Source organism: Pseudomaricurvus sp. ABR4_320, assembly GCF_056159445.1.
Genome location: NZ_JBSWVF010000002.1, coordinates 244,863 through 266,264, shown reverse-complemented (window position 1 = coordinate 266,264; position 21,402 = coordinate 244,863). Strand labels below are relative to the sequence as shown.

At 52.2% G+C, this 21,402-nt stretch carries 12 protein-coding genes; 6 read left to right on the top strand and 6 right to left on the bottom strand.

The window, feature by feature from the left end:
- Positions 1-474: 474 nt before the first annotated feature.
- The 4 genes from uxaC to ACXAFR_RS04355 all read left to right on the top strand — a co-directional run bounded on the left by uxaC (position 475) and on the right by ACXAFR_RS04355 (position 7,341).
- Positions 475-1,890 (top strand): glucuronate isomerase, encoded by a 1,416-nt coding sequence (gene uxaC / locus ACXAFR_RS04370; protein WP_475172491.1) that lies wholly within the window; start codon positions 475-477, stop codon positions 1,888-1,890.
- A complete protein-coding gene (locus ACXAFR_RS04365) occupies positions 1,890-2,270 on the top strand; it encodes a VOC family protein (RefSeq protein ID WP_475172488.1) in 381 nt (126 codons plus the stop codon). Before uxaC ends, ACXAFR_RS04365 begins: the two co-directional genes overlap by 1 nt.
- 28 nt (positions 2,271-2,298) lie before the next feature.
- Positions 2,299-5,508: a pectate lyase gene (gene pelA, locus ACXAFR_RS04360; RefSeq protein WP_475172485.1), complete on the top strand. Its 3,210-nt coding sequence runs from the start codon at positions 2,299-2,301 to the stop codon at positions 5,506-5,508.
- A gap of 183 nt (positions 5,509-5,691) precedes the next feature.
- The gene (locus tag ACXAFR_RS04355; protein ID WP_475172483.1) at positions 5,692-7,341 is read left to right on the top strand and encodes a methyl-accepting chemotaxis protein; all 1,650 of its coding nucleotides are present in this window, start codon (positions 5,692-5,694) and stop codon (positions 7,339-7,341) included.
- Positions 7,342-7,353: 12 nt separating this feature from the next.
- Here the strand turns inward: ACXAFR_RS04355 and ACXAFR_RS04350 are convergent, their stop codons facing one another.
- Positions 7,354-9,423, bottom strand: a complete 2,070-nt coding sequence (locus ACXAFR_RS04350) for a TonB-dependent receptor (RefSeq protein ID WP_475172480.1) — start codon at positions 9,421-9,423, stop codon at positions 7,354-7,356.
- Between the two features lie 112 nt (positions 9,424-9,535).
- Between ACXAFR_RS04350 and ACXAFR_RS04345 the strand changes: the two genes are divergently transcribed.
- A complete protein-coding gene (locus ACXAFR_RS04345; protein WP_475172477.1) occupies positions 9,536-10,066 on the top strand; it encodes a BlaI/MecI/CopY family transcriptional regulator in 531 nt (176 codons plus the stop codon).
- A complete protein-coding gene (locus ACXAFR_RS04340; RefSeq protein WP_475172473.1) occupies positions 10,059-11,012 on the top strand; it encodes a M56 family metallopeptidase in 954 nt (317 codons plus the stop codon). Before ACXAFR_RS04345 ends, ACXAFR_RS04340 begins: the two co-directional genes overlap by 8 nt.
- Before the next feature lie 69 nt (positions 11,013-11,081).
- Here the strand turns inward: ACXAFR_RS04340 and ACXAFR_RS04335 are convergent, their stop codons facing one another.
- The 5 genes from ACXAFR_RS04335 to ACXAFR_RS04315 form a co-directional block, all read right to left on the bottom strand.
- Complete coding sequence (locus ACXAFR_RS04335) at positions 11,082-12,215, bottom strand: glycerol dehydrogenase (RefSeq protein ID WP_475172471.1); 1,134 nt, start codon at positions 12,213-12,215, stop codon at positions 11,082-11,084.
- Between the two features lie 805 nt (positions 12,216-13,020).
- The gene (locus ACXAFR_RS04330) at positions 13,021-16,335 is read right to left on the bottom strand and encodes an amidohydrolase family protein (RefSeq protein ID WP_475172466.1); all 3,315 of its coding nucleotides are present in this window, start codon (positions 16,333-16,335) and stop codon (positions 13,021-13,023) included.
- A gap of 111 nt (positions 16,336-16,446) precedes the next feature.
- Positions 16,447-17,505, bottom strand: coding sequence for a bifunctional transcriptional activator/DNA repair enzyme AdaA (locus tag ACXAFR_RS04325; protein WP_475172463.1), 1,059 nt, complete (start codon positions 17,503-17,505; stop codon positions 16,447-16,449).
- A gap of 202 nt (positions 17,506-17,707) precedes the next feature.
- Complete coding sequence (locus ACXAFR_RS04320; RefSeq protein ID WP_475172461.1) at positions 17,708-18,325, bottom strand: glutathione S-transferase family protein; 618 nt, start codon at positions 18,323-18,325, stop codon at positions 17,708-17,710.
- A gap of 201 nt (positions 18,326-18,526) precedes the next feature.
- A complete protein-coding gene (locus ACXAFR_RS04315) occupies positions 18,527-21,226 on the bottom strand; it encodes a TonB-dependent receptor (protein WP_475172457.1) in 2,700 nt (899 codons plus the stop codon).
- Between the last annotated feature and the right edge of the window lie 176 nt (positions 21,227-21,402).

Sequence of the window (21,402 nt, the reverse complement as noted above, 5' to 3'; positions counted from 1 at the left end):
TAGACAGTTACTCGACCGGATACCTAAGAACCTCCAACTCCATTGGAGAGCGTCAAACCACAGAGATAAACCGGTTTTTTTACTTTAGCAGACCCGATTGGATCCGCCGCCCATCCGATCTCGATCACCGCGTTCTTTACACTTGGTGATCGCTCTTGATGAGAGACTCCCTTTTCACAGCTAGCGCCCGCAACGACAACTTATTTGCGGTTTCTCAAAAGACACCCAGAGAAGAGGGGTAGTTCCTCGAACAGAGAAAAGTTAGTCTTGCACAACCAGCGCCACCGAGTAAGTATTGGATCTAGCACAGGCCGCGCCAAAAGTGGAACTGGGCCAACCTCAAAGACAAAGTCTCCGTAATATAAGCCTTTAAACACCTGAAAGGGATCATATTAGCAATATACCCCTTGTTGCCACCGGTGGCAAATTACCGTAGACTGACCCAAAAAAAGACACACTTAAAGATTCTTGCCTATGAAAAAGCCATTGCGACTGCACCCCGACCGCCTTTTACCAGCCAACGAAAACGTTCGCGCGATAGCCCGTCGACTGTATCAATCGGTCAAAGACCTACCGATCATCAGTCCCCACGGACATACGGATCCATCCTGGTTCGCCGATAACCAACCGTTTCCGGATGCAACGAGCCTGCTGATCATCCCCGATCACTATGTGTTTCGGATGCTTTACAGCCAGGGCATCCCCTTAGAAGCATTGGGTATTCCCACCCAGGATGGTGCGGAAGTCGAAACCGATCACCGTAAAATCTGGCACCGTCTTGCCAACAATTTCCACCTGTTCAGAGGCACCCCCTCAAGAATGTGGCTGGATCATGTCTTCAGCGAAGTCTTTGGTTTTGAGGTTGCCCTGTCTCCCGAAACCGCCGACTTCTATTTCGACAGCATCAACGAGCAGCTGGCCAGCGCCGACTTTTTGCCGCGCACATTGTTTGAGCGCTATAACATCGAATGCATTGCCACCACAGAGTCGCCGCTAGACGATCTGCGTCACCACCAGAAAATTCGTGAAAGCGGCTGGTCTGGCAAAGTTGTTACCGCCTATCGCCCCGATAACGTCTGTGATCCTGACTACGAGAGCTTCCAGGAAAACCTGCAAGCCTTTGGTGAGATCACCGGTGTGGATATCAGCACCTGGGAAGGGTATCTCAAGGCCCATCGCGTACGCCGGGATTTCTTTATCTCCATGGGCGCAACGTCAACCGACCACGGGCACCCCTCTGCGACAACCGCCAACCTGTCTGTCCCAGAGTGCGAAGCACTTTACGAGAAGGCCAAAAACGGCACCTGTAGCCCAGCCGAAGCCGAACTCTTCCGCGGTCAAATGCTGACAGAAATGGCGGCCATGAGTATTGAAGACGGCATGGTTTTGCAGATTCATCCCGGCAGTTTCCGCAACCACAACGAAGGCGTTTTTCAGCGTTTCGGTCGTGATAAGGGTGCCGACATCCCAAGCCAGACGGAATATGTGCGAGCGTTGAAACCACTGCTCGACAAGTACGGCACCAACCCCAAGCTCAACATTATCTTGTTCACCTTGGATGAAACGGTTTACAGCCGCGAGCTAGCACCCCTTGCCGGTCACTACCCTTGCCTGCGCCTTGGACCTCCCTGGTGGTTCCACGACAGCCCAGAGGGTATGCGCCGCTTCCGCCAGCAGGCCACAGAAACCGCCGGTTTCTACAACACCGTGGGCTTTAACGACGACACTCGTGCCTTCCTGTCGATCCCTGCTCGTCACGATGTGGCACGCCGCATGGATTGCTCCTGGTTGGCGGAACTCGTTGCAGACCATCGTATCGACGAGGACGAAGCTGCGGAACTGGCTCAGGATCTCGCTTACAACCTGGTAAAAGCAGCGTACAAACTCTAATGAAGATCGAACATTTTGCGATCAATGTTGCCGACCCGGTCGCTGTTGCGGCCTGGTACGGCGAACATTTACAAACTCGAATTCGACGCGCCCTGGACGATGCCGCCAGAACTCACTTTCTGGAAGATTCTGAAGGCTCAGTCATGTTGGAAATTTACAACAACCCACCCGACGAGGTTCCGGATTACGCCAGCATGAATCCCCTACTGCTACACCTCGCGTTTGTGTCGAAAAACCCTGATGCAGATGCCGAACGGCTGATGGCTGTTGGCGCGAGCTTTGTCGAGAAAGTTGAATTGCCCGATTCGTCAGAACTGGTGATGCTCAGAGATCCGTGGGGGCTGGCACTGCAACTTTGCAAACGGCCCTTCCACAAATAGTTCACTATCACGAAAATGAAGATGTCTCATGCCAATAAAAATAATGTTTGGCAGCCTGCTGATGTTTGTTTTAGCAAGCTGCACGGGAGTCCGTCCGTCATCGGATTATAACGCCGTTGTCGATCCCGACGCAGCCGATGCCTACCATACCATTGCCGCGGCCCTAGACGCAGCACCTTCTGCCTCAAAAACGCCCTGGCGAATCCATATCACCGCCGGCGACTACTACGAAAAACTCACCATCTCCAAACCAAACATCTCACTGATTGGCGATGGGCAAACAAGCACAAGGCTATACTACGACGCCTATTCTGGCCTGGCCCGTCCTGGCTCAGACACTACCTGGGGCACCTCTGGCTCCGCCACCGTAACGGTGACCGCTACGGACTTTTCCGCTCGCGACCTTCATATTGAAAACAGTTTTGACTATCCCGCCAATGACGCCCTCAGCGAGGACGACCCACGTAAACTTAAAGGCACCCAAGCCGTCGCACTGATGCTGGATAACGGCAGTGATCGCGCGCTTTTCGATCGCGTCACCCTGAGCGGCTACCAGGATACGCTCTACACCAAAGCGGGCCGCAGTCTGTTTCGTCATGCAACCATCAAAGGTCACGTCGACTTTATTTTTGGAAGCGGCAGCGCACTGTTTGAGAACTCAGAGATCGTCACCCGTGCTCGTCCCGGGAAATCCGCGCCTATCGGCTACATCGCTGCGCCGAGCACCGATATCGACACCCCTTATGGACTGGTCTTCATCAACTCACGCCTGACCCGAGAAGATGGCGTGCCCGATGACAGTATGGGACTGGGCCGCCCCTGGCACCCGACCACCCGTTTTCCCGATGGACGTTATGCAGATCCCAACGCCATCGGCCAAGCCATTTTTATCAACTGCTGGATGGACAGCCACATTCAAGCCGCCCCTTGGCACCCCATGGGCGGCACAGCACCGGACGGCAGTCGTAAAGCTTTCTCACCAGAAACCGACGCCCGCTTTTTTGAGTTCGCCAATCGCGGCGTCGGCGCTCAGCGCGACAGTGACGTTCATCAGATGAAACAGGCGGACGCTAACCTGTTTACGACCGCGCAAATACTCGGCGACTGGCAGCCTCCAGCGTTTCCCGATGAAAGAGAGTTAATCGCCAGACTCGACAATGAGATGCCCGACTACACCATCGCGCGTGAGTACGAGAAAAACAAAAAAGTGTATTCCTTTATCTCCGCGATCGAAGATCAGCAGACATCCGGCTTTGAAGCCCATCGCGATCTCGTCTATCGCACCGTCGATGATCGGCCACTGCATCTGGATATCTTCACACCGACACAAAGCGATGGCACGCCACAGCCCGTTATGCTGAGTATCCACGGTGGCGGCTGGCGTTCGGGTGATCGCAGTCATCAAATTCCCATGATGGAAGCCCTGGCCGAAGCTGGCTATGTCGGCGCGGTCGTGGAATATCGTCTGTCTCGCGAAGCGCTATATCCTGCAGGGGTGCACGATGTTCAAGCGGCCATTCGCTACCTCAAACAGCATGCAGACGACTATGGTATTGATCCAAACAGAGTCGCATTAATGGGGGCATCTTCCGGTGCGCATATGGCGACCCTCATCGGTAACCTGGGCCACCTGCCAGAATTTGCCGGCGAACCCACCATTGTCGATGGCATCGACAGCAGCATACAGGCCATTGCCAATTTCGACGGTGTTGTCGATCTGGAATCTCCAGCCGCCAGAACCTATGAAGACAAACCCGACAAAGTCTCCTACATGGCGCTCTGGCTGGGCGGACGCTACGCAGAGCGGCCAGATCTCTGGCAAGAAGCTTCCCCTCTACAATACGCCGGCCCCCACTCCCCACCGACACTGTTTATCAACAGCGCACAGCCACGCTTCCATGTCGGCCGGGAAGATTACATCCACATTCTCACCAATGAGGGTATTGTATCAGAAGTCCACACCATTCCAGACACCCCCCACACCTTCTGGCTGTTTCACCCCTGGTTTGACAATGCTCGCGACTTGCTGACCGCCTTTATGGATCGCGTCTTCCGCGATGCCCCGGGACAAAGCGACTACAGTGGCGACGCCTTTGATCGAGAGCGATTGCAGCAACTTCCCGAGGCGGAGATATCCACCTGGGAGACCTACCTGGAACAAAGTCAGCGCATCGCGCAAAACGATCAAGCACTGCTAGAAAAAGAGCTGGTCACGGCTGGATTAACCAAACCCAGTCCGGCTCATCATCTAACCAAGGAAGAGCGACGCATGTATCGTCCCAATGAGGATGGCAGTCGACCCGATTGGCTGACATCGGAGGTGGTCAATAACATCATCAGCTGGCAGACGCCCAGCGGTGGCTGGTCAAAAAATACCGATGTGTTTCATCACGCCAGACAGCCAGGACAAAACTATGGTGTCGAAACCACCTATGTCCCCACCTTCGATAATAACGCGACCTTTATGCAGGTTGCCCTGCTGGCATCCGCGTGGCGCCAACAACCAACGCCGGCCATCGCCACCAGCCTGGAAAAAGCGGTTGCCCTGCTCGTTGCCGCCCAGTTTCCCAATGGCGGCTGGCCACAAACCTTTCCTCTGGCCGGCGGCTATCATGACTGGACGACCTACAACGACAGCGTGATTGCCAACATTCTCGACCTTTACTTAAACATCTTGGAACAACCGCAAGATTTCCCCATCACGACTGAACTCCGCGACCAAGTCGCTCTCAGCCTACAAAAAGGCATCGACAATGTTCTGGCGGATCAAATCCACCTCACCCCGACAACCGCGGGTTGGGGACAGCAACATGACCCTATCACCCACGAGCTACGCCCGGCCCGAGCCTACGAGCTGGCGGCTCTGGCAACGTCAGAAACGGCTGAAGTCTTAGTCGAACTGATGCGCTTGCAGGAGCCTACCGACGAGATAAAAAAGGCGATTCGCGACGGCGTGCATTGGCTTGAAGACATGCGTATGACAGATACCCTCTGGCAACGCTTTGAAGATCAACCAAGCGAACTGGTTCATGAGCCTGGCGCAGACGACCTTTGGCCACGCATGGTGGACCCCATCAGTGGCGAAGCGAGATTTGGCGATCGAGACGGGAGTATCCACACCGATGTGAGAGAGGTCTCGCTCGAACGCCAGATTGCCTACGCTTGGTATCATGGCACCCCCAAAATTGCGCTGGATGCTTACCAACACTGGCCATTCCGTTTAAAAAGCGACAGTTAACCCCTCCAAAATTGGCGTCAAATCACCGCGAAACGTCAGAATTCCGTGATCGCCACCTCATAATGCCCATACGTTTGGCGCCAAAAATGATTTTGGCGCCATTTTAGACATTCGCGCCATACCATCATGACACCCTGATCTAAACTCAAGGATGAATGATCAGAAACGATGGGACACACTGACATGGCATGGTTGAGACAGCTGGGTATTGGGCAAAGGATGTTAATTCAGGCAGCCGTCTGTCTTATTGGCCTAATTGTTATCGTCGCCGAGAATTTGACTGGGCTCTACAAATCTCAGTACGAACTGAAAATCGAGGGCAACAAGACTCTCGTTGAATCGGCTTACAGCATCATGGAGATGTACCACGCCAAAGAACAGGCTGGCGAGCTCAGCCGAGCCGAAGCACAAGCTCAAGCGAAAGACATCATCGCAGACCTTCGCTACGAAGGCGACAACTACTTTTGGCTGCAAGATGATTCGCCACGCATGATCATGCACCCAACCAAGCCATCCTTGAACGGACAAGACTTGTCACAAATTCAAGATCCGGCCGGAAAATATCTGTTCCGTGAGATGGCCACCGTCGCCCGACAAACGGGTGAAGGCATGGTGGACTACCAGTGGCCCTACCCTGGCCAGGAAGAACCCGTGGATAAAATATCCTACGTGAAAAACTTCGCGCCCTGGGGCTGGATCATTGGCTCGGGCACCTACATCATGAAACTTCAGGAAGACTTTAAGCAGGCCGCAACCTTTCCGCTTATCGCCAGCCTCTTGGTCATCCTTGCGATCTTTTCGATCGGCTGGGTAATCAATCGATCGGTTACTCTGCCATTAAAAGAAACCTCATCGGCACTCACCAATATTGCCAGTGGCAACGGAGATTTGACGCGACGCCTGACAGTGAACCCGAATCACCGTGACGAAGTGGCTGAGGTCGCCCGCGGGTTCAACACCTTTGCAGAAAAAATTGAAGGTATCATCATCGAGTTTCGCTCCGCGACCCTGCGCCTAAATGAGTCTTCTCGCAATCTAAGACAAACGGTTGATCGCAATACCGAGTCACTCGGCAAGCAACAAAACGAATCTCAATCCATGGCGACGGCCGTGTCAGAGATGGCTGCCACAGCCAACGAAATCGCACAAAACGCTGGCACAGCTGCCTCCTCGACGTCTGAAATGACCGAAGAAGCCGAAGGTGGTCGCCAGGTTGTCGACCAGGCCGTCACGTCCGTGAACACCCTTGGCAGAGAATTTGAACATACCGGAGAAGTGATTGGGAGCCTCAACCGAGACTCCCAAAGCATCACCTCTGTGCTGGAAGTGATTCGAGGCATCGCGGAACAAACCAACCTGCTCGCCCTGAACGCCGCCATCGAAGCCGCCCGCGCCGGAGAACAGGGACGCGGCTTTGCCGTAGTGGCCGATGAAGTTCGTACCCTGGCAGCACGCACACAAACATCGACAGAAGAGATACGTCAGATGATTGACTCGTTACAGAACGGCAGTGAAACTGCGGTTAAAGTGATGGAGTCCAGTCGCGAGGCATCAACTCAAACCGTCGAAAAAGTTAATCAGGCCGGTCAATCCCTCAACAGTATTGTCACGGCCATCGGAACCATTTCCGATATGAATCTGCAAATCGCCAGTGCCGCAGAAGAGCAATCAGCGGTGGCCAGTCAGATCGAAGGCAGCATCAATCTGATGGCCGATCTGTGCAGCCGCTCCTTCACGGAAATGGAAAATACCGCTCAGTTTACGCGTGAGCTGGATCAAATGAGCGACCAGCTCAACGCTCTGGTTGGACAGTTCACGGTACGCAATCGCTAAGATTAACAAGCCTCAATCAAACTGATAGGCGACGGACAGTCTCACGGTTCTAGGCTCCATGACGTGATAATGCACGTCAGAGATCGCCGCGCCCGAGGGATCCGTCGCCAGACGTGACTCATAGTAATAATCGATGTCGTGATCGTCGCTGTCCAACACATTGAGAACGTCCACCTGAGCGCGCCAATGCGACCAGCGATAACCTGCTCGCAGATTCCACACCAGGCTCGAATCTGACATTACCGAGGCATCCTCCGTCAGCGGCCTCTCCCCGAGATAACGCGCACGAATGCTGGCAAACGCGCCGCCGGACAAACGAGCGGTCAACCCCGCCTGCACCACATCTTCAACGGCTCCGGGAATATGGTCTCCCTCTTCTGGATGGCCCGTTAATTTTGCATCGGTGTTAGCATACTCGAAATCGGCATCCAACCATTCGTTCAAACGCCAGTATGCCGTCAACTCAACCCCCTGACGGCGGGATTTACCACTTGCCTCGGTATTGCCGGCATCACCGACAAAGACCAGCTCGCTGTCTAAATCCAAAGACCACAGAGAAACCGACATATTCAATTGATCGGCAATGAAGCCCCGCAACCCGGCTTCATACCCAAAGGATCGAACCAGCGGATCAACGGTGTCCACTTGACTGCCATCGGCAGGGTCTACTTCAATGGTCGCCCCGCGAACATCATTGGAATGCATGCCCTGCCCGGCAGAGGCGTAAGTTTCCCAGTTGTCCGATAACGTATAAATCAGGCTGGCCTTCAGAGAGCCAAGGTGATCGCTGCCATCGCCATCATTGGCTGCCAGCGAAACACCATTGGTATTCACACCAACATTGCCCGAGACGTCGTAACCGAGATAATCAAAACGCGCGCCCACCACACTGCGCAGTGAATCGGACCAACGGAGTCGATTTTCCCAATAGAGCCCGGCTCCCGTTTCCATAACCGAATCACTGCGAATCACGCCCAGGCGCTGGCGATCTTGTGTGTGCCAAAGACCCACCTCGTCAATGTCGTCCACGCGTACATCCACACCCACACTGTTGCTCATCGGCATACCCGTCAATTGGGATTCATGCTGATAGCGAATCTGTCCACCATAAATCATGCGGTCGTCCACCTGCTGGAACTGGTCGCCGTTGTCTTCGTCATCCAGGTAGTAGGTGAAGTTTGACCATAGGTCGAGATCACTGTCGATCACATAGCCGGACACCTGCCAGTGCTTGTTCTGCCAGTTAGCACTGACGCTGTAACGACTGCTCTCCCCTCCCAAACTGTCATCGAGAGATCCCAGCTCATCAATCGCGCCGGACGTCACCGCTCGCTCGGGAATCTGATCGGCACTGTTCCAGCTGTTGTCATACCCCATAAAAGTTAGCGAGAACTCCCCATCACCAAGATCACGAGTGTGTTTCAGTAAGAGGTTTTTCTTGCGGACATTCTCGGAAATATCACTCCAAGGCCCGTCATAGTGATTTACCTCTAGAGCTGCCAGGGTGTTTCCGTTTTCATGAGCGACGCCACCGGTCAGCAACAATCGCGACCAATCATCTTCACCGATAGATGCCTCAATCATCGGAGCCTGAGCATAGTTCACTGTACTGATCTGAGCGCTGCCAGCCCCGGAGAAATCACCAACATCGGCAAAGTAAGCCCCCTTTCGGTAGTGAATTTTCGAGACGGTTTCCGGGATCAGAAAATTGAGATCGCTGTAGCCCTGCCCGTGGCCATGGGTGCGCATGTTGACCGGCATGCCGTCGACAGAGGTGGCGAAGTCACTGCCATGGTCTAGATTAAAACCACGCAGAAAATACTGGTTGGCCTTACCTGTACCGCTGTGTTGGGTCACCACCATACCAGGCACCAGTTCCATCACTTCACCGGTTCGCAAAATGGGCCGCACACGGATCTCTTCTTCCCCGACCACACCTTCTGACGCGGATACCGCTTCACCCAACAAATTGATCTGACGCCCTTCGACATGAATGGTTTCCAGCTCTTCAGCCCACGCACCACCACTGACGAGTGCGATCGCCAATGAGAGACTGCCGCACACCTGTACACCCTGTTTCAACGGATAATCTCCCCAGTTGGTCATTGGTTGGTTATTTGACGACTTGGTTACTTTGTAAAAACCGTTATTATGTGTCGACGTACCAACACCGAGAACAGATCGGTTTTCGCCAATGGATGTAAAAAAGTCAGGGATTCGCCAGTGGTTACAGGGTCGCAGTGCGAAACGAGCAGCCCCCGTTCTCGGAGAACGAGAACTCCAGGTTTTAAAAGCGCTGTGGCAACAGAATGAGCTAACCGCCTCCCAAGTATTAACTCTGCAGAAATCGTCTGCACTGTCACTGAGCACGATTCAAAGCACCATGGAGCGCCTGTATCGCAAACGTTTGGTCGCGCGTCGAAAAGACGGGCGACAGTATGTGTATTGGGCGCTTATTGACCAGAGCACAATTATCAGTCGCTTGCTGGCGGAAATTGCCAGCCAGGTGAGCGATGGCGATTTGGCACCGATGATTTCCGGTTTTTTTGATTTTGTAGAAGAAGACACCGGCAACTCTGTTCCAGGCCCTCTGCGCGCTCTGTTCTCCGTCACGAACACGTCTGTCGATGCAGAAAAAGAGCTTCCCGTAACGAACGCTGGCACGTCAAATACTACAGATATCGAGTCTGAAGTCCTGCAACCGAAGGGCACACCAGATGCCTGACGTATTCATCAGTCTCTGCCATTGGCTTCTGAGCTTCGTAACCCTAACGCTGCTAATGTCGCTACTATTGGCGAGCATCTACCGCTGGCTGCCCCCGCTATTTCGGCACCTTTCCAGCGAGCAATCGTCCCTCTTTTTACTGTTGTACAGCCTGCTGCCTGCCATGACCGCGCTAAGCGCGTTGCCTCTGTTGTTTTTTCCGAACGAGTTTTCTGCGCTGTGGCCAGTACACTGCCATGGCCAGGAATGCGGCCCCCACCCCTTACATATGTCTGGGCACACGATTGTGGGACTGTCTGCCATGTTTTTCGCGCTGGCAGCCTGTTTGTTGGCGTTGCTCTTGATTACCGTCAAGACCAGCGGCGGGCGGCGCCTAGAGAAAATGCTGTTTCACCTATCCAATAAACCCGACAGCAATTACCGACTGGTCCCTGCCGATACGGCATTTGCCTGGTGTGTTGGTTACTGGAAACCTACCGTCTACCTATCAGAAGGATTAAAGACAAAACTGACCGACGACGAACTGAGATTCGTCGTCGCGCATGAGATGGCTCATGCCAGCCGTCGTGACAATCTGCGCAAGTGGCTGCTCTTTTGGGCGAGTAGCCTGTGGCCCTCAAGATGGCGCCAAACATTGCGGAGAGACTACATCAATTTGACGGAAATCGCCTGCGACTGTCTGGCGGCACAAGCATTCGAGAACTTTGCGCCCCCTGAGACGCTCTTTCAAAACCACTGCCGCACCTGCCAGGATGAATCAACCGCGGAAAAAACACTCGCCTCCCGCAAAGCCTGGTTGGCAAAAGAACTCAAGGACTCCAATAAATTGCCCTCACAGAAGGCCGACAGCAGACTGGTTATTATGCCTTTGAGTTTGCTATGGAGTGTTTTGATGATTGGTTCTTTGTGGGCGGGCCATCCATTGCTGGAATGGCTGGCGAGATAGTTATCAGTGGGGAATCTTTACCCTAGAAGAGCAAGGGAAGCTCAAATAGCGCTTCCCCGACGCGTTAGATCAGCCTTTTGCTTTATACCGCTCCGCCATCGCATTCGCGGCACGCATGGCGTGGTAGACATCATCTTCCGTTAACGTCATTGGCATATTGCCCATCGTATCGCCTTCAGCGCAGGCAATCTTCGCAACCGTCCGCCATTCAGACTCCACAAAGTTTTTCAATCCCATATCGGCGAGGGTCAGTGGCAAACCGGCAGTTTTGATAATTCGAACCACCTCATCAATTTCTTCCGTCGGAGCATTCTCCAACACCAATTGAGTCAACAGACCAAAAACCACTTTTTCACCGTGTTGTACATGATGCAGATCCGGCACCGCAGACATGCCGTTGTTAACAGCATGCGCCGCAGCCAAACCACCCGCCTCGGCCCCGGTACCACTCAGGTAAATCGTCGCTTCAATGGTTTGTTCCAATGCAGGGGTTACCAACTGATTCTTAACGGCATCCATGGCGGCCTCAACATTTTCACTCAACAGCTGAAAACACAATTGTGCCAAACCGAGTCCAACACGGGAGGGCCGCTTCAACACCAAGTTCACACCGTCCGATGCATAGCAGGCACGAGCTTCGAAATAGGTTGCCAGCGCATCACCAATACCCGCAGCAAAGAAACGAGCCGGCGCAGCACACAAGATTTCTGTATCTGCGATTACTGCATCCGGGTTTTGAGGTAAGAACAAGTAGTGATCAAACTCTCCGTCTTTGGTATAGATCACCGCCAAGGCGGTACACGGAGCATCAGTAGAGGCAATGGTCGGATACAGCACCACAGGCAATTTGTGGTGATAAGCAACGGCTTTGGCAGAGTCCAGCGTCTTCCCCCCGCCGACGCCAACAATCACGTTCGCACCTGCATCTATTGCCAACTGCCCCAAACGGGTGACTTCTTCTTGTGAACATTCATACGCAAATTTTTCGATGGTTGTGCGAATATCGGCTTTATGTAAATTTGCCGCGGATTCTTCTGCTACGCGCTCAAGAATAAACTCGTCACAAATAATGAAGGCGCTGTCTCCAAAATCTTTTACGTAATCCTGCATTTGCGTCAGCAAGCCCTTGCCGATGACAAATTTTTTCGGCGACGTCACGGTACGCGGTACGGCTCTCTCACGTGCAGTTTTTTCACTACCCATGCTTGGTTCACTCCTCATTTTGTTGTTTTAGGCTACGCCTTACTCGGGCGCGGTGTATCGCCACCCGCAATTACTATGCCTGCGACACAGTGCGCTCAACCGGTTGATATCTAGAGAAAATATAGAGGAGCAGAGTTATGCATCTGTTGCAGACTGTGGCAACGAGCGTTGCGCGCCACAGTTCGCTACATCAGTTTTCAAATCACTCAAGGCTTCAGGAAACAGAACCAATGTCCAGGACGACCAACCCCTTCAAAGCGTCAAGCTTTGGGGGCGCGTCTTTTGGTTCCTTTTCTTCGCGAAAAGAAAAGGAACTCGCCCGCCCGGCAATGGAGGGCAAACCCATTTATTCACGAAATGCACTTACACTGGATTGAGCGGCGATCAATACTTGCCCTAAATCCACCAACCAACGCATCAGAAAACAAGAAGATATTCCAGAACGATTAACCCCTTCAAAGCGCCAAGCTTTGGGGCGCGTCTTTTGGTTCCTTTACTTCGCGTAAAGAAAAGGAACTCGCCCGCCCGGCGATGGAGGGCAAATCCGTTTCATTCACCAAATGCACTAGCGCTGGATTGAGAGACGATCAATACCTACCCTAAATCCACCAACCAATGCATCAGAAAACAGAAAGATATTCCAGAACGACTACCCCCTTCAAAGCGTCAAGCTTTGGGGGCGCGTCTTTTGGTTCCTTTTCTTCGCGTAAAGAAAAGGAACTCGCCCGCCCGGCGATAGAGGGCAAACCCACTTATTTAAAAAAAAATCACCCTAACCAATACACCGGACGAAAACCAAACACCTTTAGTGCTCGTGAGCAACGCCAGAATATCCTGCGCCATCCCCTGCTGATGGGCTATCAAAAGCCGCACCTTCCCTCTCAAACCAGAGCAGCGGACGCTCTCGTTTATCCGGGAACATTTGGTTCATGGAGAGGGAATCGTAGAGCCGCCCGTTGATCATCACCATAGCGGTATCGTCAGTATTGCGGATATCCTCCAAAGGATTTTCATTCAAGATGACCAGGTCAGCGAGCTTGCCCGATTCAACGGAACCCAATTCCGCATCCAGCCCCAGATATTCTGCGCCATCGATGGTTGCGGCTGCGAGCACATTCATCGGCGTCATGCCGCCTTGGGCCAAAGACCACATTTCCCAATGAGGCGACAAACCTTGCATCTGGCCATGACCGCCGACCTGAACTCCCACACCCGCATCGGCGAGCGCCTTCACGGATTTAGCAACCTCAATATGAAAGTACTCCTCTTCTGGGGTTTTCTGCCGTCGACGTGCACGAGCATCCAAATCTGGTCGAGGGACAAAATTCACCAGAGGCTCAGCATCAAACACATCATCGTGCTCATACCACCAGTATTCACCTGACAGGCCGCCATAATTCACCACCAGCGTCGGTGTCAGCCCGACATCCGTTTGCTGCCACAGTTGCATCACATCGTCATAGAGAGGCGCCAGAGGAATATTGTGTTCAATACCGGTGCTGCCATCAAAAATCATGCTGAGATTGTGGTAAAAGGTAGATCCCCCTTCCATAACGACCAATAAGCCTTCTTCTCGCGCTGCCTCATTGATCTGCTGACGCTGATCGCGACGGGGCTGGTTATAACTTTTCACCGACAGTGCGCCCACATCTTTCATACGACGTACATGGGAACGAGCGTCGTCGAGAGAATTCACAACAGCTTTAAAATCACCATCGGCCCCATAAAGAATCGTGCCCGTCGACAGAACACGTGGACCGACGAGAGTGCCATTGCGAACCATCTCACTCTGAGTAAACACAAATTCGGTGTTCGCGGACGGATCGTGAATTGTCGTGATGCCATAAGCAAGGTTGGCATAGTAAGGCCAGTAACTTTGCGGTACAGGGCCTTCGTGAAAATGCCCCGCGTGAGCGTGGACATCGACGTAGCCGGGTACAATGGTTTTACCGGCAGCATCAACTCGCTCAGCATCTTCGGGAATGTCGATATTCGCACCGACGGCTTCGATTTGATTGTTGCGAATCAATACCGTGCCCGATTCAATAACATCCCGGTTAGCATTCATGGTAAGAATGCGCACATTGGTTAATGCCAGATGTTGCTGAGGCTTATCCGCGGTGTAATTCAAACCCACGGGGATACCAACCAGATTCTCTGGCTTTGTAGGCTCAAGATCCTTATCGCCCAGAAAAGCAAAAGCGTCATCGAGATTCTGAGTAAAATAGGAATCACCAACCAGCCAGTGGAGCTGCTGATTTCCAGACCAATGTAAATCCGTACCCACATCTACCGTGAGTTTACGAATCGGCAGCGCCTCGCTGTCTTTGTCCAGAGTCATCGGCAAGCCAATCTTCGGCAGCGGCATCACGTAACCCTGGTGCAGCTCATTAAACGCTATCCATTGACTATCAGGACTTGGCGCCAGATGGTTGATGTATTTCAGGTTCATCAACGTCCGCGTATTTGCGCCAGAGAGATCACTGCGCACCAGATGCTTTTCCAGATCCGCTCCGGTCAGAAAAACCACCCCATCACCGTCGGCTTCAAAGAAAGGCTCGCGACCGTCGCGGGTAATGAACTGAGCCTCACCGCCTTTTGCAGGAATCCAATAGAGTCCCGGCTCCATACCATAAACATACCCCAAAGCCGCACTACCCTGCCCCTTTCGATAGACAATGCGCTGGCCGTCTGGAGAAAATCGCGGCTCGCGGTAGTAACCGGGTGCGTTAGTCAGAGTTTTGTTGTTGCGACCGTTAAGGCTTATTGTATGAACGGCGCCCAACTCCCGATCACTCCAAGTTACGTAAGTTAGCGACTTTCCATCCGGACTAAACGCAGGTTCATATTCGAAATCGCCACCTTTAGTGATTCGCTCGGGCTCACCATTTGGCAACTGTTTTTTCCACAAATAACCGGCAGAATGAAACACCAGCCACTTGCCGTCCGGTGACGTCGCTGCGTCACTCAGCATTTTTGAAGGAAACGTGTCTGCAGTCAGATCGTAATCGTGCGTCACCGCACTCACCACAGTGGTATCCACCGTGACCTCGAAAGGGATCTCGCTCACTTCTTGGGATGCAAGATCAAAGCGATGAATCTTACCCTGTGCCCAGAACACAAGCGCATCACCTGCGGGCGTCCAGGACATATTTGGGTAGGGACCAAAAATCGCCCAGGCCTCCTGCTGATCGTGGCTCAAGTTATTGTAAACAGGGTACTGTCGGCCACTGTCTGTATCAAAAAGAAATAGAACCGATTTGTCGCGCTGGCGCCGAACAAAAGCGATCGTTTTACCATCCGGCGACGGTGTCGGAGCAATCGCGCCCCCCGGTCCGGTGATCAACTCATCGATAACACCGCTGTCTCGATGCAAACGACGAATTCGATAGATTTCCTCATTAGCATCTTTGTTGTAGCGGAAGGTCGTGCCGCCGCTCATGTCCTCACTGAAATAGATATACTTTCCATCTGGAGAATACACTGGCTGACCAGCATCCTGTTGATCATTCTTACGCTCCGTCAGCTGCATGCCCTTGCCACCACTGCGATGAAACTGCCACAGCTCCCCTGCTCCCAGCGAACGCTCAGAGGTAAAGTGCTTTCGAGCCACCAGCCAATCGCCATCGGGCGACCAATCCGGATTGTTTAGCAGCCGAAAGTCTTCGTCCGTCACCTGCTGCAAATCACTGCCGTCTGCAGCCATCGTCCAGAGGTTATCACCACCCGCCTTATCGGAGACGAAAACGATACGTGAGCCATCCGGAGAATACCGAGGCTGCACGTCCATACTGCGACTGCCGCGCAAACGCGTCGCCTTACCGCCCTCAATGGGCAAGGTATAGATATCGCCTAACAAATCAAATACCAGCTGGCTGCCATCGGGGCTGACATCCAGATTCATCCATGTGCCTTCCTTTGTCGAAAAACTCACCGGCTTGATCGTGCCCCCCTGAGCGCCATCGATATCCCATGACGGCTTATCATCTACGCTCTGAGCATCAACGGCCGCTGCCTCTTTGGATGAAGATTTTGATTCAGAATTCTGATCAGGGGACGCGGCTATCTGGCTTGCAGGAAACAGGGCTAAAAGGCCGAATAACAGGTAGGGAGGTCGCATGAAAGCTCCGGAGGATCTGGTCGAATTAGATAAAAGCCAGAAGCTTAACATATCTGACTAAACCGACAGATTTAGATGGGCAATTCATCCCGCATGCCTTGTGTCTACTACTTAAACCTCAGATTTCTGCTCGTGCTCTAACAGCCATCGTTTACGCTCCAATCCACCGCCATATCCGGTTAGGGTTCCGTTCTTCCCGATAACCCGGTGGCAGGGAATGACTATGGCGACTCGATTGGCACCATTTGCATTAGCAACAGCGCGAACGGCAGCAGGCTTACCTAAATAATTCGCTTGCTGCTGATAACTGCGGGTTTCACCAAAGGGAATCGTCTTTAACGCTTGCCAAACAGCGCATTGAAATTCCGTTCCGGGAAGGTCGAGAGCCACATCAAATCCCTTTCGATGACCGGCAAAGTATTCTTCCAACTCTCGTTGCAACTGGTGCGTATGAGCGTTTTCGCCCATTATGATCGTCGTCTTTAAAAGCTTTTGAAGATCCCGAAATTCGGTTTCCAGCATCCGCCGATCGACAAATTCCAGCAGACAAACACCCATTTCTGTTGCAGCAACAAACATTGGCCCTAGTGGCGTTGTCAGTCGCGTCAAACAGATGGGCGGCATACGATCTCGCTCAGAAGGCGACTGCCCGGTAACCTTACGATAGGTGTAACCAAATCCACTCAGGGATTCATAGCCAGCGTCAAAAGCCGTTGTCATTGTGGTTTTTCCCGCCTGCAATTCTTCAACGGCGCCATTGATACGCGCCATTCTCTGGAATGCCTGGAAGGTAATGCCATAGTGTTTGCTAAACCAACGACGCACGAGCTCGGGGCTGATGCCCGCCTCTCTAAGCTGCTGGTCTTTCACTTTCTGTTTTGGCTGTTGTCGAAACAAGTGCAATGCTTGCAGTACTTGGGGAGGCGCCTCATGGGCATGCTCGGTGGGTCGACACACTTTACAAGGGCGATACCCATGGTCCAGGGCATCTTTCAGTTCGGAGAAAAATTCGACATTTTCAGGCTTAGGCTTACGTGCCCGGCAGGTCGCTATACAAAAAATCGTCGTGGTTTTTACGCCGACAAAATAACTGCCCAAGTATTGTGGATCCCTGGCAACCAAGGCTTCGTAATAGCGGTCAATGGTTGCCGGGTCGGTGATGCGCCCCATTCTGGCTCTCCTCATGTGTCGAGCTAGAAACCATAGCGTTTAGCTTAGTTTTGCAACAACCGAAAACTGGACAAGTATTTTTATCATTGGGGACCAATGGCCCCCTCAGACAGATACGGGTAAGGAAGCGAGCGCCAACCGCGGTAACGTGAATTATAGATAACCTAGCATCCAAACCAGCGCGTCATCTTCGATCAGTCGATCAAGACGTCGATTCGCTAAAGGTCTTCATTGAGACAAAACGGGGAAAATCTTCAATGCGCTCTATCCAAGCGCGAATGGCAGGATAATCATCCAGAGAGAATCCACCTTCGTCGGCAACGTGAGTATAGGCGTACAGACTGATATCAGCGGTCGTCAGGAAGCGCCCCATAAGAAAGTCCGTTTCCTGCAATTGCTTTTCCATGACCTTCAGCGCGTCATACCCTTTGGGGATATTGGCGTCGTACTGTGCACGACGCTCCTTGGGCATATCCTGATATTTGGCAATAAAGCGATTGACGGCAATGTAGGGCTCGTGACTGTACTGCTCGAACGATTGCCATTGCATCACCTTGGCCATTTCAAACGCATCTCTGGGTAGGAGGTCGCTGCCGTAAGCCAGGTAGTTGATGATGACATTAGATTCAGACAGCAATCTGCCGTCGGTCAACTCCAACAAGGGTATTTTCCCCGCTGGGTTCTTTTTCAGGAACTTCTTTTTACGGGTCTCGCCCGCCATGATGTCTATATCAATCCACTCGTAATCTATCGCCAGAAGCGCACAGACCAGCTGGACTTTATAGCAATTGCCGGATTTTCGGTCTCCGTAAACTTTCATCTAAATTCTGCCCTTTTTGCATAATAAGACACCATCGCAATGGCTTGGCGCCCGGAGGGACAGTTTAAAGGCATTCACTCATGATGTTAAAACGCTTTTTGAGGTAGGCTCGAACCGAGGCACCCATCGATCAACGAAATTTAAAGGTGGTCGTCCCTGACCTTACTGCTTCCGGGAGAAACTGTTTAATATTCGATCAAATCAATAGGTGTACCTGGCTCCAAGGAAGAATTGGGTGCCAGTATGATTGTATTCGCGGGTTAACTCGTAAGTCCCATCATCGCCAGTGCCATAAATGCGCTCTTCCTCGTCGGTTAAGTTAATGATTTCAAAAGTAAAGGTCAGATTATCATTGAGATTGTAGAAGGAGGAGAAATCCACGTGGGTAGGACCGTATTTAATCTCTTCCACGTGACCGTTGCCGCCGGGCGAAGACAATAAATAGTCATCGCGACTGTTCATGGAGATGCGTGCGCCAAATTGCTCCTGCTCATAGTAGAGGGTGACATTGTAGGACTCCTCAGACAGGCCGGTCATATCCCCCGCAGAGACATGGGTATAGTTTGCAACAACCCCGAAATTGCTGAGCCCCCCCTCCAAAAAGAAAAATGGCTGCTGATAAATCAGTTCATAGCCTTTGATTTCGAACCCTTCGGTATCATTGACGGGAATATAGTGGGTATAAGGTACCGTCGCCGGATCAGCATTATAGGATTCGTCATACTCAGGATCCGCGTAGATCGCAGCCCAGTATTCTTCGTCGATAAGCTTTTCTACCACGTCAGTGATTAACGACGTCTCCACATCTTTGTAGAACCAGGTCGCCGCTAGCAACGCTTCCTCCGCGAAATACCATTCGACCCCGACATCAATGTCGTTAGACTCATAGGGATCCAGCTCGGGGTTACCCATGCTGACCGTCCGCGTGGTGTAGCCAAAACCCGGGTTGGCAATATTGAGAGAGTTCAGGCTCGGCCGCGTCATACTGCGCCCAAAAGACAAGCGGGTGATCAGATCATCGGTGACTTCTAAGGCAAAGTTCATCGACGGCAGGAAGTTGTCATAGCTGTGCTCGACTTCTACCTTATTGCCGTTCAGCCAACCGGTCGATGTTGAGTCTGTATTCACATAGCGCATACCAAAGTTGGTTCTTAGCAACATGTCACCCAACTCAAAGTCCGCATTGAATTCGAGATAAACCGCCAGAGTTTCTTCGCCGACGATCCAGGCATCGTTGGGATTATCGGTATAGCCGCGCTCGATACGATCGGCAAACAGCGCATCAAAGTCGGCGATTAAAAACGGCAAAAGATCGTTATCCAACCCATCGCCAAAATCAGAGAAAGGAAAGTCCGTGGTATAACCGACTGCCGAAAACGGATCGGGATAATTACCGACACCGGAACGAGATTCCACGTCGCGATCGTTGTACGCAAAACCCGTTTTTATAGAAAACGTATCCTGGTCAAAAGTCAGGTCGAACTTGGTGGTGAAGTTATCACGATCAACATCATTGGACTGCAGCGTTGCTGCATTGACCGTGTAATTGGCGGGATCATAATAATCGTAGCCCTCACCGAAGGCGACGTCCGCAATGTAAGGGTCATTGCTGTAATCAAAAGAATAAATGTGTGGCTCAGAGACATAATAGAAGCGGTATTCTTCACGGTAAGCTTCTGAACTCGCTGAGCCAACCATGCCGTTCAGCGTCAGGCTGTCGGTAATCGCGTATTCACCAGAGAAGACAATCTGCCGGAATTCCGTATCAGAATTCTGTTCGCGGCTTTCGATCCATGATTCGACATTGTCGAAGGTCGCACCCAGCATCTGACGACCATTGGGATGCATGGTGACAGACAGAGGCACTACCTCATCGTGGGTCAGAAACCACTCCATGGAATTGTAGTTGGTACGCTCGTTATCCAGCTTTGAATACAGCAGATCTAGCGTTAACTCGATACGATCGGTGGGCCGAAACTGCAGTGACGTGGTGACACCAAGACGGTCTTGTTCATTGCCGAAAAAATCCGCACGTGGCAATCGAGGTGACCAAACACAGTTGAGCGGGTCTACAGCGACGCCGTCCAGCGCACAATCTCCCACATCAATATCACCAATTATTTCCGGTAATGCAGACGCCGGGTAAGTATCACCGGTCAATACCGGAGTGGTCCAGCGCACAGTGCCAAAGCCTTCCTGCCTCACCGTGCGTTCAGAATATGCCACGGAAAACAACGCGCCGATGGTATTGTCGGCGAAGGTATTGCTCATCATCACCGCCAAGCGGGGATCGTTTTCTGAGGTCAAATCGTTGTACCCATTTTGCAGCGAAACGGAGGCACTAAAACCATCGAAATCAAACGGTTTTGCGGAGTAGAGATCAACCGTACCCGCGATACCGCCTTCTTCCATAGAGGCAGTCGTGGTTTTCTGTATATCTACACGATTGAACAATTCCGACGCGAAAACATTGAAATCGAAAGAGCGACCGCTGTTCATGCCGCCACCGGAATCAAGCCCATCGGTACTGGCAGGCACTTCCATGCCATTGAGCGTCGCACGAGTGAACGACGGCCCCAGGCCTCGCAACGTGATCTGGCGACCTTCTCCACCTTCACGAGAAATGGCGACGCCTGGAACGCGCTGAATGGACTCAGCGATATTCAGATCGGGAAACTTACCGATATCCTCCGCCATAATGGATTCCCGGACATTGACCGCTTCGCGCTTCTGATCAATGGCTTTTGCCAAGGAGTCTCGATAACCGCTTACGACAACCTCTTCCATTAGTTCTTTGTTGTCAGAATCCGTCGATTCTTGGGCGAAAATACTGGGAGATGCAGACATCAACGCCGTAAGCGCGCCGATACTCTGACATAGAATATGTCTTTGAAACGTCATGTAGGCTGATCCTTACCATCTTATAATTATTTTTGGTGCAGGCTCGGAGCGGTTAACAACCAGAGTTACACGACCACCGGAACAAACGTCTGTTTGTTTGTATTCGATTACTGACAACAGCCTGCCACCGGTAGCATTATTGCGTCATTTAGTTACCGTGTGCAACAGTTTTTTCC